The organism is Barnesiella intestinihominis YIT 11860, from assembly GCF_000296465.1.
Classification (GTDB): domain Bacteria; phylum Bacteroidota; class Bacteroidia; order Bacteroidales; family Barnesiellaceae; genus Barnesiella; species Barnesiella intestinihominis.
Window position 1 is genome coordinate 38,609 of record NZ_JH815206.1, and the last position, 11,949, is coordinate 50,557.

Annotated in this window: 10 protein-coding genes; 4 read left to right on the plus strand and 6 right to left on the minus strand. The window is 45.6% G+C overall.

Annotated features, from left to right (window positions below; translation table 11 throughout):
- Nucleotides 1-220: 220 nt before the first annotated feature.
- Entirely contained in the window at nucleotides 221-1,324 is a 1,104-nt protein-coding gene (locus tag HMPREF9448_RS12180) for a glycosyltransferase family protein (protein ID WP_008862876.1), read from the plus strand.
- Nucleotides 1,302-2,402 (plus strand): glycosyltransferase family protein, encoded by a 1,101-nt coding sequence (locus HMPREF9448_RS12185; RefSeq protein WP_008862877.1) that lies wholly within the window; start codon nucleotides 1,302-1,304, stop codon nucleotides 2,400-2,402. Before HMPREF9448_RS12180 ends, HMPREF9448_RS12185 begins: the two co-directional genes overlap by 23 nt.
- Here the strand turns inward: HMPREF9448_RS12185 and HMPREF9448_RS12190 are convergent, their stop codons facing one another.
- The 6 genes from HMPREF9448_RS12190 to dut are packed head-to-tail and all read right to left on the minus strand — an operon-like array spanning nucleotide 2,403 to nucleotide 9,089.
- Nucleotides 2,403-3,857, minus strand: coding sequence for an oligosaccharide flippase family protein (locus HMPREF9448_RS12190; protein WP_008862878.1), 1,455 nt, complete (start codon nucleotides 3,855-3,857; stop codon nucleotides 2,403-2,405).
- Entirely contained in the window at nucleotides 3,854-4,789 is a 936-nt protein-coding gene (locus HMPREF9448_RS12195; protein WP_008862879.1) for a GNAT family N-acetyltransferase, read from the minus strand. Before HMPREF9448_RS12195 ends, HMPREF9448_RS12190 begins: the two co-directional genes overlap by 4 nt.
- Before the next feature lie 17 nt (nucleotides 4,790-4,806).
- The gene (locus HMPREF9448_RS12200; protein WP_008862880.1) at nucleotides 4,807-6,051 is read right to left on the minus strand and encodes a murein hydrolase activator EnvC family protein; all 1,245 of its coding nucleotides are present in this window, start codon (nucleotides 6,049-6,051) and stop codon (nucleotides 4,807-4,809) included.
- Complete coding sequence (locus HMPREF9448_RS14285) at nucleotides 6,048-6,878, minus strand: DUF4292 domain-containing protein (RefSeq protein ID WP_008862881.1); 831 nt, start codon at nucleotides 6,876-6,878, stop codon at nucleotides 6,048-6,050. Before HMPREF9448_RS14285 ends, HMPREF9448_RS12200 begins: the two co-directional genes overlap by 4 nt.
- Nucleotides 6,875-8,623, minus strand: coding sequence for a tetratricopeptide repeat protein (locus tag HMPREF9448_RS12210; protein ID WP_008862882.1), 1,749 nt, complete (start codon nucleotides 8,621-8,623; stop codon nucleotides 6,875-6,877). The genes HMPREF9448_RS14285 and HMPREF9448_RS12210 overlap by 4 nt, the downstream gene beginning before the upstream one ends.
- Nucleotides 8,624-8,648: 25 nt before the next feature.
- A complete protein-coding gene (gene dut, locus HMPREF9448_RS12215; RefSeq protein WP_008862883.1) occupies nucleotides 8,649-9,089 on the minus strand; it encodes a dUTP diphosphatase in 441 nt (146 codons plus the stop codon).
- A 269-nt stretch (nucleotides 9,090-9,358) separates the two neighbouring features.
- On the opposite strand from dut, the gene HMPREF9448_RS12220 reads away from it, so the two are divergent.
- Both HMPREF9448_RS12220 and HMPREF9448_RS12225 read left to right on the plus strand, forming a co-directional pair.
- Nucleotides 9,359-10,690 carry a deoxyguanosinetriphosphate triphosphohydrolase gene (locus tag HMPREF9448_RS12220; protein ID WP_040296300.1) on the plus strand — a complete coding sequence of 444 codons (1,332 nt, stop codon included), beginning with the start codon at nucleotides 9,359-9,361 and terminating at the stop codon, nucleotides 10,688-10,690.
- A gap of 9 nt (nucleotides 10,691-10,699) precedes the next feature.
- On the plus strand, nucleotides 10,700-11,929 hold the full coding sequence (locus HMPREF9448_RS12225) for a TPM domain-containing protein (protein WP_008862885.1): 1,230 nt from the start codon (nucleotides 10,700-10,702) through the stop codon (nucleotides 11,927-11,929).
- The last annotated feature ends 20 nt before the right edge of the window (nucleotides 11,930-11,949 follow it).

Below are 11,949 nucleotides of genomic sequence, written 5' to 3' on the forward strand. Positions count from 1 at the left end.
TTCCAGATAAATAATGTTACCTATTTATACAATGCTTCGAAGGTTCATATTGTTCGCTTCGGCATCTTTATTCTCAACCTCGAAAACACTCGAAACCAAGACAATTTTCCTCGGTTGAAGATAAATTTCTGCACAATACTCATTTCAATCTTTCCGTCGGGACATTTCTATAAAATTTTATTACTTTTGTCGATATACGAAACATCGTCCAAGCATAGCCATGAACATACTTTTCGTCTACTTCGACAAAACCATTCAGAACGACAATTTGTACGTCAAGTCCCTATGCGAGGAGATACGACGACAAAATGGCTCCGTAGAATGTAGTATCGATGCCTTTTGGAATTCCACCCGAAAATACGACATCGCCCACATTCAGTTTCCCGAAGTCATTTTCAAATGGCGGCAACCCTCCGATAACGGGTTAAAAGTTCTACGACAACGAATCGCTCGTCTGAAAAGCATGGGAACCAAAATCGTATATACCCGCCATGACGCTATCCCGCATTATTGCACGGACAAAAACAAACTGGAACTATATCGTATCGTCGAAACTCAAAGCAATGCGATTATTCATTTGGGAGAATATAGCCGACAAGAGTTCGCCCGTATATATCCCGAAAACACGGCTCGGCATTTCGTCATACCTCATCACATATACGATTCATGTGGATATGCATTCCCTTCGAAGTTGACCTCCCGCAATAAGCTGGGACTACCGACCGATAAATTCATCATTCTCACTTTTGGGAGTTACCGCAACGAAGAAGAGCAGCGCCTTGTCGTCGATGCTTTCGAGCATCTACCCATGTCGGATAAGTTCCTATTGGCTCCCGGTTTCTACAACAATTGTTTTACCAACCGTAAAACACCCATACAAAATCTACTGCGATACCGAACTCAAAAAAAGAAATTCCGGCTCGACATGAATAGAGCTTTACAACTACACGAGAAAATATCGAATACCGAGCTTCCTTACTACTTCTCGGCCGCAGATATCGTTCTGATTCAACGTAAAGAAATTCTCAACTCGGGCAATGTTCCTATGGCTCTTTTCTTTCATAAAGTCGTCGCAGGACCCAAATTCGGGAATATCGGCGAACTTCTCGATTTGACGGGAAATCCTACTTTCGACCTCACCGACAGTCATTCGGTTATCGAAGCTGTCGCTCATGCCCGACAATTAGCAAATACAGGATATGGAGAAAAGAATGCAGAATTTGCCCGACAAAATATGAATACGGAACTTATCGCACAGAAAACGATTCTATGTTACCAACAAATCTATAATTTAACTCTGCATGAAAATCCTACTGATCGGTGAAGCCAGCAACTTACACTGGACATTGGCCGAAGGGCTTCGGGCCAATGGTCACACGGTGACAGTCGTTTCTCACGGTAGCCACTGGCTCGACAACAAACGAGACGTCAGTATCGTTCGCCGAGGATATGACCTGTTTCATTCCATACAGTACATGGCGGATATTATACGACATCTCCCGCAAATGAGAGGTTATGATGTTGTCCAAGTAACTAATCCTGTCTTTTTCGATTTACGGCCAGAAAAGAATTGGACTATTTTTAAATACCTGAAAAAGCACAACAAAAAGATATTCCTCGATGCTCTCGCCATAGACCACTATTATGTAAAAGCATGCTTGGACGGCAAAACCTTTCGTTACTCCGACTTCTTCGTCGGAGACCGACCGCTCCCGCATCCCGAACGAGAAAAAATGCTTGCGGCATGGATAGGCGGTCCCAACGAGCGACCCAACATCGAAATGGCCCAAGAAGCCAATGGTATCATTGCCTGTTTATATGAATATTATGCAGCATACCAGCCCGAATATGCCGATAAATTAGCCTATATCCCCATACCCATCGACCTGTCGATCAATCCTTTCCACCCGATAAAAAGCACACCGGAGGTCGTTAAGTTCTTCATCGGGATACAACAACACCGCACAGCGATAAAAGGAACCGACATATTACTCGACGTACTCCGAGAAATTCATGATAAATACCCCCGCGAAAGCCATATACAAAAAGTCGTTTCCGTACCGTTCGACGAATACAACAAACTACTGGTAGATTGTCATATCCTTCTGGACCAACTCTATTCCTATACACCCGCCACCAATGCGCTGGCAGCTATGGCACGAGGCATTATAGCCGTAAGCGGGGCCGAACCCGAATTTTATAATTTTATCGGCGAGCAAAAACTACGGCCTATTATCAACGTGTTACCCGACCGAAACGATATATTCAAACAACTGGAAAATCTGATTATACATCGGGATCAATTACCGAGACTATCGACCGAAAGTAGACAATTCGTAGAAAAATATCACGACCACGTAAAAGTAGCCCGGCAATATCTCGAATTTTGGGAGAAGCACTGATTACTCCGATTTACGGAATATCTTCTTTTTCAACTGAAATCCGGTAAAAAGACAAATAAATGCGGTCAGACTGTAAGCCCCCGCCAAACAATCGTTCGACCACAACAGCCAAACGAAATAACATAAAGAACTATAAACAAAAAGAGAAACGAACATTCGCACCGGAATATGTAACCCAAATTTCAGATGACAAACCAAGTAAATCCCTGTCATCGAAAACAGATAGGCCAACAAATAGGCCACTCCGACACCTTGTAACCCCCAATGGGTATACCCGACAAGATACATCACGAACATCAAGGAATCGGCTACGATTTCCGTTATTAAAAAAATACGGCCTGCTCCCTTCGCCAGCAGAACAAAACTCACGCTCCACGAAAATGCCCGGAAAAGCATGCCCAATACAGCCCACGAAATATACCCGCTGATGGCTAAAAACGCAGGTGTATATAATATATGTATAATCAAGTTCTGAAAAATCAGGAATAACGAAATGACAGGAGCTAATATCAACAACGACGTTTCCACTTGCCGGGTCACATGTTCCGACAACAATACTTTATCCTCGCAGACAGCCGATAAACGGGGATAATATTCCATAGACATAGCCGTAAAAACCAACCCCACATACTGCATGACCAACGTATAACCCGCTTGAAAAAAACCTACCTCTCCGGTTCCTCCTCTATCGTTGAGCCATGCGACGAACAGATAGGAATACAAGGTCGTAACAAATCCGCTTACCGTCATATAAACACCCAACGAAGCGATATTCTTTCCCTGCCGGTAAGTCTCGGTCCAACTCATTTTTACTGGCTTTACCTTCATCTTCCTACCCAACGAAACAGTCACGACCCAAATGGAAAATGTATGTGCGATAATGGCGGGGACAATACCCGAAATACCGAAAAAATAGAACAAGGGTAAAGAGAACAATAAAGCGAAAAAAGACCCTAAAACAGAGCATCTCGCCAAAACCCGCAAACGTTCCGATGCCTGAATCACCGCCCGTTCCCCCTCGGTAAGAGTTGTAAACAACAACGTACACGACAAAAAAACGTACCCCCATATATGGGTATCGTCACCAAACGTATATCGGCTTAACAACGGAGCGAAAGTCAGCATAACGACCGCCCCCAACAACCCGGTGAACCAAATCCAACGACGCACGACAGACACCAATTCGGCAAACCGACTTTCGTCCCCCGATTTAAACGCTTTGGATAAATCCCTCACGGAACTCGTTCCGATTCCCAATCTTGTCAACGAGGAAATCATCTCGACGGTATTATTATACAGCCCGATGATACCCACACCCTCGGCTCCCAACCATATAGCGACCAATTTCGTTTTGATAATCGAGCAGAGAATGGTAAATACCTGTGTACCGCCGAAAAGTCCGGTAGCCTTCACGATCGTGCGATAGATATTTTTTTTCTCCTCCCCGCCGGTCATAGCGTTATCTCGTATATATCATAAGCAACCCCTCGCCCGCCGAATCCCTCTTTTTGAGCGATAAGCCCCTCGTTCAGATAGCGCCCCATATCTTCCGTCGACTGACCGAAATCGAACCATTTCCTATCGGCGAAAACCTCTCCTATAAGCCGGGCGTACAACAAATCGAGAGCACCCGATGCTTTCCCTTCTGCCGAAGCAGAAGTATATTGCGCATGCGCCACGATTCCCGTATCATAAATGACGCTCCCCGCCAATATCTCGTCACCCCTCATCGTCACGAAATGACGAATCCGGTCGGGGAACCGACTATGCAACAACTCGATTTCGTCCAACGAGTGAACAGGTTTCACATGAAACCGCTCTTGCAAATTGGCATCTAAAACTTTCCAAAAAGGAGAGAAATCGGTGGTCTCGACTACCCGCAACCCGGCTTGCTCGGCCTTCTTCATTCGGCTGCGCCGGTCGGCACGTAATCGAAGCGGTTTATCCAACTGCACGGTCGAAGATATATTGCGCCCTATCAATCGAGCCTCTAATCGAAATAAAGCATACAAATCCGACTCAGAAGGATAACGATGATAGATATGTGGAATACATTTATACACCCATTTGACAAACCGTTCTTTTTTCAAAAAATCGGCAATCGACCGCATGATTTCGAGAACCTGCGCCGTCGTATTCCGAGTAGTCATGATCAACCCGCCGTAAGTCAGTCCGGCATGCGAGTACAACACATCGCCCGAACGGTTTGCCGGTAACAAGGCCAACAATTTATTACCGTCATAAACCAAAAGAGAATAATCCGTAAAGCGATCGGCATGATACTCCATATACTCCCGCAAAAACAAAAACGTACCGTTCGACGATTCGGATACGAAATCATTCCAATCCCTATGATAAGCCGCAGTGTACCGATGTATTTCTATCATACGAATCTTGTTTTATTTTACAAATTCAGCCATAGCTCCGGATTCAGTTTCGTACGTTCTTTCCACAATTGGAAAGTAAGAATCGTACGATTGCCGTCCTGAGCGTCGGAATAAATCTTTCCCAGATTCTGTCCGGTCGAAACCTTTTCGCCGGCTCGTACATATACCTCGCTTAAATTGGCATAGATAGTCAGATAATTACCGTGACGCACGATAATCGTACTGTTGTATCCCGGTGTCACGAAAATGCGGGAAACGACTCCGTTGAACACAGCACGAGCCTTTGTTCCCGGCGTAGTCTCGATATCGATACCGCTATTTTCGGTCTGCACATAGCGCAACTCCGGGTGCTTCTGCCGCCCGAAATGCGCGACTATTTTATAACTGCCCGACAAAGGGAACGGCAGCTTTCCTTTATTTTTCTCGAAACTGCCCGACAAGGCCAATTCTTCTTTGGTCATCTTATAACCTTTGGTAGGCCGCTGCTGTGCAGTAGAATTTTTTCCCTCGGTCTTGTCAGCACGGGTAGACGACTTACGCTCTTCCTCGGCAATCAGTTGTTCCAACTTGCGATCCAACGCCTCTGCCTGTTTCCGCTTCCGGTCTATCTCCCTTTTCAGTTGTTTCTCTTGCTTCTTCAATCCGGCAATCAACGTTCGTTTACTGCCTTCTTGTTTTTTCAATACCTCGGTTTCGGCATTCCGTTCCTTCAATACCGCATTCTTTTCGGCTACACTTTTGGCAAGTTGTTTTTGCAACACTTCCAATTGCTGTTTCCGTTCCGCAATCTCGGCTGCCTGCCGCTTTCTCCATGCCGAGTACTCTTTCAGATAACGAGCACGACGATAAGACTGGCTCAATGAAGATGCAGAAAATATAAACATAAGTTCATCATACTCCGACCGCTGATGTCCCATGCGTTTCACCGCGTTGGCATAACTCCTTTTTTTAGCCGTCAAGTCCTTTTGCAACAAATAAATAGTATCTTTCACAGCCCTTTGCCTGCGATTGATTACAGCGATTTCCCTATTGATTTTCGAGATAAGATTCCGTTGCTGCCTGATTTCTGCGGTAATACTGTTTAATTCGTTCAAAGAATTTTTGGCACTCTTCAACGTTTTATTCAGTTTTTTATTGGTCTCATTCAACTCTTTCAAAGTCCGCTCCCGGTTCTTCCGCAAATCCTCCATTTCGAGAGTTTGAGAAAAAACCGCAGCCGAAAAGCCGAACAACAAACACCATATAATCAACCACCTTTTCATATCGACAATTTCTTTAACATCTGCGCAGCCGAAACACGCGTATATTTTGATAAAGCAGGTTTCTCTACACCGACTTTTCCATTCCATGAAACCGAAGAGGAATCATATCTCAAATTCAACGAAACCGGGACACTCAACCCCGTCAAAGCGATTTTCATCTTCGTAGGAAAATTCTCACTCTGTCCCTGTTTAATAAAATCGGTATAATGGCAAACAATCTCTTTGAGTCCACTCGTCGAACCCATTTGGGTAGAAAGCAGTTTTATTTCGTCCAAATCGAATCGGTAACTAAATCTCTCGTCCTGCCGTTTCGGAGAAAGCGACCAACGGGAGGAACCGGATTCCATCACCTCGAAATCATCTATACCATATGCATTGTTCGCGCTATTCAATAAAAATATGCGTCCCAACAAAGCATCTTGAACGGTCTGCAACGAAACGGGACTGGACAGCCTCTCCCCTATCTCCTGCAACGATGCCGCTACATACTGTTTCTGCATCTTATTCACCAGAAACAAACTGTCGGGTGTCATATATAACCGAGCAACTTCTATGCCCAAAATGATTCTCACCGAGATTTGCAACACTTCGCCCCGGACCATACGCAGTTGAGTAGATGCGCTCAAAGAACCGCTCGCTCCGAAAGATAAATCGGCGGAACCTTTGGCAGAAAACGTATTCCAATCGGGATAGGAGGCCTTTAACGACTCGAAATTATTCCGCACCTCTTGTGAAACAGGACGCTCTGAAATCAATTCCTTCCCACCCTTACACCCTGCCAAAATCAGCAGAACGATCGAGCAAACCGCGATTCGTATGTGATTCATTTCTCGATATATTTCTTGTTCTTGATTTTCTTTTGCAACAGCTCGGCCGATTCGCTACCTGCTTCGAGAGCCTTCTGCCAGTAGGTCACAGCCTCATCGACTTCGCCCAGCATAAACAAAATATCGCCGTAATGCTCGAACAACTCCGCACTCGGCTCTTTCGTCTTATCTAACGCATTTTGTAAATAAATCCGTGCCAAAGAATAATTGCCCTGCTTGAAAAATATCCAAGCATACGTATCCAGATAGGTAGCATTATCCGGCTCGGCCTTAACGGTCTGTGCACTCATTCGCTCGGCTTTATCCAAATCCTGCCCCTCCATAGCGAGAAAATAGCTGTAATTATTCAACACCGGAATATTCGATGCATTGTAAGACAAGGCTTTCTCATACATTTCATACGACTTCTCCTTATCTCCCGCCGAATGGTACACATCGCCCATCTGCCCGTAAAAAAACGACTTCGTACCCGCATCGTTCTCCTCTACATAATTCAAGCCTGTTTCCAACATCGAGAGGGCCTCGTCATAACTTTTAGTCTGTGCGCTGGCTACCGCCACATACATATATATATCCTTTTGGTCGGGAACATATTGTATAGCCCTCTTTCCCACTCGTATCACCTCGGCGTATTTCTCTTGATAAAGATACAGCCCTATCAGTTGCAACCAGTTTTCCGGATTGGTAGGAGCCAAATCGGCAGCAATCGCATACTGTTCCTCGGCACGGGAAAAATCTTTACGGCTCGACAGATACATACCGAACAGACGATGAACAGGTTCCTCCTGAGGGTACTGTTCCAACATCTCGGTAAATAAGGAATCGACCCGGTTCAACTCTTGTTTTTTCTTCATGAGGCCGACGATATACGTACTGAAAATACTTAGTTTGGTATCGACATCGATACGTCGGTTCATCAGAGCATTGCGTATTTCGTTGTTATAAGCGATCGTATCGCCTCGTTTCTCATAGTATCCGGCTCTCGACAAATAGATATATCCGTTTTCGGGTTCAAGGTCCAAAGCTTTATTATAGATCGACAGAGCCGCCGAATCGTTTCCGGCCTCCAAATAAATATCCCCCAGCAGTCTCATATAATCGGTATTTCGGGGAAAAGTCCGTTGCAACTTCTCCGCCACGGCCACCATAGCCTCCTTATCGCCCATATACTCATAAAGTTTCAACTTCTCTATCGTAATCGGCTCCATCATACCCATCGACGACTCCATTCGATCATAACAGGCGATAGCTTGCTTCATATCGCCTTTGGCCGTATAAGCTTCTGCCAAAGCCGAATTTATTTCGGGCTTATCGGGATTCTGTTCCAGCAACCGCGTCCATATCCGTATGGCCTCGTCGTGACGGTTGCTCTGCTGTGAGAAATTGGCATACACTACGTTATACCAATAATTATCGGGATATTTTTCAGCGGCATATCGCAAGTCCTTCCTCGCCTGCTCGTAAAATCCCATTCTCAGATAATATGGAGCCAAGAAAAAGCGGGCGGCGGCACTAGTCGTATCCAAATCGGCCGCCCGACTCATCAAATCGAATGCGGCATCGTTTTCTCCGATAGCTTTCAATCGCTCGGCCTCCAAATAGAAATAGTCAAATTTCCGGCGATCCTCCGAAGAAAGCTCCCCCGACTTATCCGCAATACCTTTGGTCGAGGCACAGCCGCACAAAATAAAAACAAATATTAAGCACGTCAATCCTCTTGTAAATCCATATTTCCGTATTCCCATCTCCATCATCATTTCTCGGAGGTTGCTATTTCACACCTGTATGACCGAATCCGCCGGCTCCTCGCTCGGTCTCGTCCAAGCTATCCACTTCATTCCACTCTACCCGACAATACTCTTTCACCACCATTTGGCAAATACGCTCGCCGTCTTCGATGGTAAACGGCTTGTCCGAAGCGTTCAACACGATGATACCTACCTCTCCCCGATAATCGGCATCGATCGTTCCCGGAGAATTCGGTATCGTGATACCATGCTTCAACGCCAACCCGCTGCGCGGACGTATCTGAGCCTCGTATCCTTCGGGCAAAGCGATAAAAAGCCCGGTAGGAATCAACCGGCGCTCCATAGGAGCTAACGTAACGGGCTCCGACAGATTGGCGCGAATATCCATTCCGGCCGAGAACAAAGTACTGTAAGAAGGTAACGCATGATGCGACTTATTGACTATCTTGACGGAAACTTTCATCTGAGCATGTTTTAATAGATAACTCTTATTTTTATTCTTTTAATTTGCGAAAATAACGAAATCCTATCAAAAAAGCAGCCTATTTTTTATATTTTAATTCAATATATCTGTAAATCGGGTGAGGTTTTCACTATATTTGCATAAAATGTGAAATAGCAGAGATTCGGTATGAAAAACAAATAATTTGTTTTATCCTACTTTCGCTATTTTTGCAAAGATTGACGATAAAAACCCTTATGAACGCACAAGCCCAAGAAAAAACCGCGCAAATGCACTGGGAGAAACTGATCACCTCCAAACGGTTCGGCATGGAGCAATACCATGACGACAGACATCATACTCGCACCGATTTTCAACGCGATTATGACCGATTGGTTTTCTCGGCCCCGTTTCGTCGATTACAGAACAAAACACAGGTATTTCCTCTGCCGGGTAGCATCTTCGTCCATAACCGACTGACCCACAGCCTCGAAGTATCATGCGTAGGACGCTCATTGGGAAACAACGTGTCGGCCGTGCTCAGCGAAAAATACAAAAACGAACCGTGGTGTTACAAACTCAACCACTTGGGAGCCATCACCTCGGCGGCATGTCTTGCCCACGATTTGGGAAATCCGCCTTTCGGGCATTCGGGCGAAAGAGCTATCGCAACTTATTTTTCCGAGGGAAACGGACAAATAATAAAACAAGAACTGAAAAACGAATATCATTGGCAAGATCTTACGCACTTCGAAGGTAATGCAAATGCTTTCCGGTTGCTCACCCATCAATTTCAAGGTCGGAGACCCGGAGGATTCGCCCTCACCTATTCGACATTGGCCTCGATAGTCAAATATCCCTACTCCTCCATACAATCGACAAAAAAAGGAAAATCGGGATTTTTCACCTCCGAGAAACAAGACTTCCTGCGTATCGCCCGTGACTTGGGATTACTGCCGGACGGCGACAGCGGCGAACGATACCATCGCCACCCGTTAGTCTATTTGGTCGAAGCTGCCGACGACATCTGTTACCAAATTATGGACATCGAGGATGCCCATAAACTGAAAATCCTGACAACCGAAACCGTCAAGAAACTATTCCTCGACTTTTTCGATGACGACAGAAAGAAACACATCAACGAAGTTTTGGAAATAGTGAGCGACCTCAACGAGCAAATCGTTTATCTGCGGTCATGTGTCATCGGCACGCTCATAGACGAATGTTCCACGCTGTTTTGCCGGGAAGAACAAGCGCTGTTAGAGGGAAGATTCAAAGGAGCTTTGGTGGACCACATTTCCGAAAGGCCCCGGACGGCCTACCAAAATTGCGCCGACACCGCATGGACGAAAATTTACAAATCGTCCGATGTTCTGGATATCGAGTTAGCAGGTAATCGCATCATTTCCGTTCTGCTTGACAAATTCCTGGATGCCGTACGATTCCCCGACAAAGCCTATTCGAGACTATTGCTGAACAAAGTACCCGAACAATACGAAGTACATTCCACCACGCTGTACGGTAAAGTTCAGGCCGTCATCGATTATATATCGGGTATGACCGACGTCTATGCCCTCGACCTCTATCGAAAAATCAACGGCATGAGTTTGCCGTCTCTCTAAATATGAATTATGAAAAAAATCGCTATAATTTCTCTATTGTTACTCGTCTGCCCGCTCATACGGGCGATTGAATACACGGTCGATAAAGTTCCCAATGTGCACCTCGATGACGGGAGACGTTTCGTAAGCAATCCCGACGGTATTTTATCGGCCGAGACAGTAAACACCCTCGACCAAATGCTATTCTCCCTACAAGAAGCCAACACTTCCGAAGTCGCAGTCGTCGCCTTACAGTCCATTGGAGACAACGACATAGACGACTTCGCCACGGAACTTTTTACCCGATGGGGAATAGGAAAACAAAACGACAACGGACTGCTGGTTTTGTTGATACTCGACCAACGCAGAATTACATTCCGCACAGGGTATGGTATAGAAGGAATATTACCCGATGCTATTTGTAAACGCATACAAACGCAATACGTTATACCACAATTCAAACAAGGAGACTATGATAAAGGAATCCTCGACGGAATGAATGTCATTACCCGAATTTTAACAACTCCCGAGGCCGTAAAAGAACTTACCGCCGCACCGGTAAAAAAAGGAATCGACTGGGAGAGAATCATCGGTATATACCTCACGGTTTCCCTCGTCGTATCTCACATCTTGTTATTTGCTATGCTTTGGAACATCGCTCATTATGCAAAAAAAGACGCCTACGAGCGATACAAACGGCTGGCCAGATTTCGCCCGTATCTCTTAGCCGGCAGCTTTTTGTTTCCATTCTTCGTGCTCCTCCTTTACGGAGGGCTCGGACGACGGTTGAAGCGTCTTCGCAACAAGCCTCGCAACTGTGAATCTTGCGGAAACAAAATGAGAAAGCTCGACGAAGAAGAAGACAACCGATACCTCACACCGCAAGAAAACACGGAAGAACGGCTGAACTCGGTAGATTACGACGTATGGCTCTGCGACCATTGCGGGAATACATTGGTATATCCTTATGAAAACCAATTTACTCAATACCAAAAATGCCCGTACTGCCACAGCCGGGCTTACAGTTTCGAAGGCGACCACATTCTACGCAGAGCCACGACGGTCAGCACCGGATTAGGAGAAAAAAGATACTATTGTTCCCACTGTCACAAAACAGACTGTAAACAGTACATCATACCCATTATCGTAGCCGCCGCAGTTGTCGGAAGTGGTCGTAGAGGCGGAGGTTTCGGAGGCGGATTCGGGGGAGGCTTCGGGGGCGGAGCCACAGGTGGCGGAGGCTCGACTTCCGGTTGGTAAATACAAACGACTAATGATTA

Bases quoted from the DNA above. Each gene is read 5' to 3' on its own strand.
- HMPREF9448_RS12185 (WP_008862877.1), top strand. From the start codon at position 1,302: ATGAAAATCCTACTGATCGGTGAAGCCAGCAACTTACACTGGACATTG.
- HMPREF9448_RS12190 (WP_008862878.1), bottom strand. From the start codon at position 3,857: ATGACCGGCGGGGAGGAGAAAAAAAATATCTATCGCACGATCGTGAAG.
- HMPREF9448_RS12195 (WP_008862879.1), bottom strand. From the start codon at position 4,789: ATGATAGAAATACATCGGTACACTGCGGCTTATCATAGGGATTGGAAT.
- dut (WP_008862883.1), bottom strand. From the start codon at position 9,089: ATGAAAGTTTCCGTCAAGATAGTCAATAAGTCGCATCATGCGTTACCT.
- HMPREF9448_RS12220 (WP_040296300.1), top strand. From the start codon at position 9,359: ATGCACTGGGAGAAACTGATCACCTCCAAACGGTTCGGCATGGAGCAA.
- HMPREF9448_RS14285 (WP_008862881.1), bottom strand. From the start codon at position 6,878: ATGAATCACATACGAATCGCGGTTTGCTCGATCGTTCTGCTGATTTTG.
- HMPREF9448_RS12225 (WP_008862885.1), top strand. From the start codon at position 10,700: ATGAAAAAAATCGCTATAATTTCTCTATTGTTACTCGTCTGCCCGCTC.
- HMPREF9448_RS12210 (WP_008862882.1), bottom strand. From the start codon at position 8,623: ATGGGAATACGGAAATATGGATTTACAAGAGGATTGACGTGCTTAATA.
- HMPREF9448_RS12180 (WP_008862876.1), top strand. From the start codon at position 221: ATGAACATACTTTTCGTCTACTTCGACAAAACCATTCAGAACGACAAT.
- HMPREF9448_RS12200 (WP_008862880.1), bottom strand. From the start codon at position 6,051: ATGAAAAGGTGGTTGATTATATGGTGTTTGTTGTTCGGCTTTTCGGCT.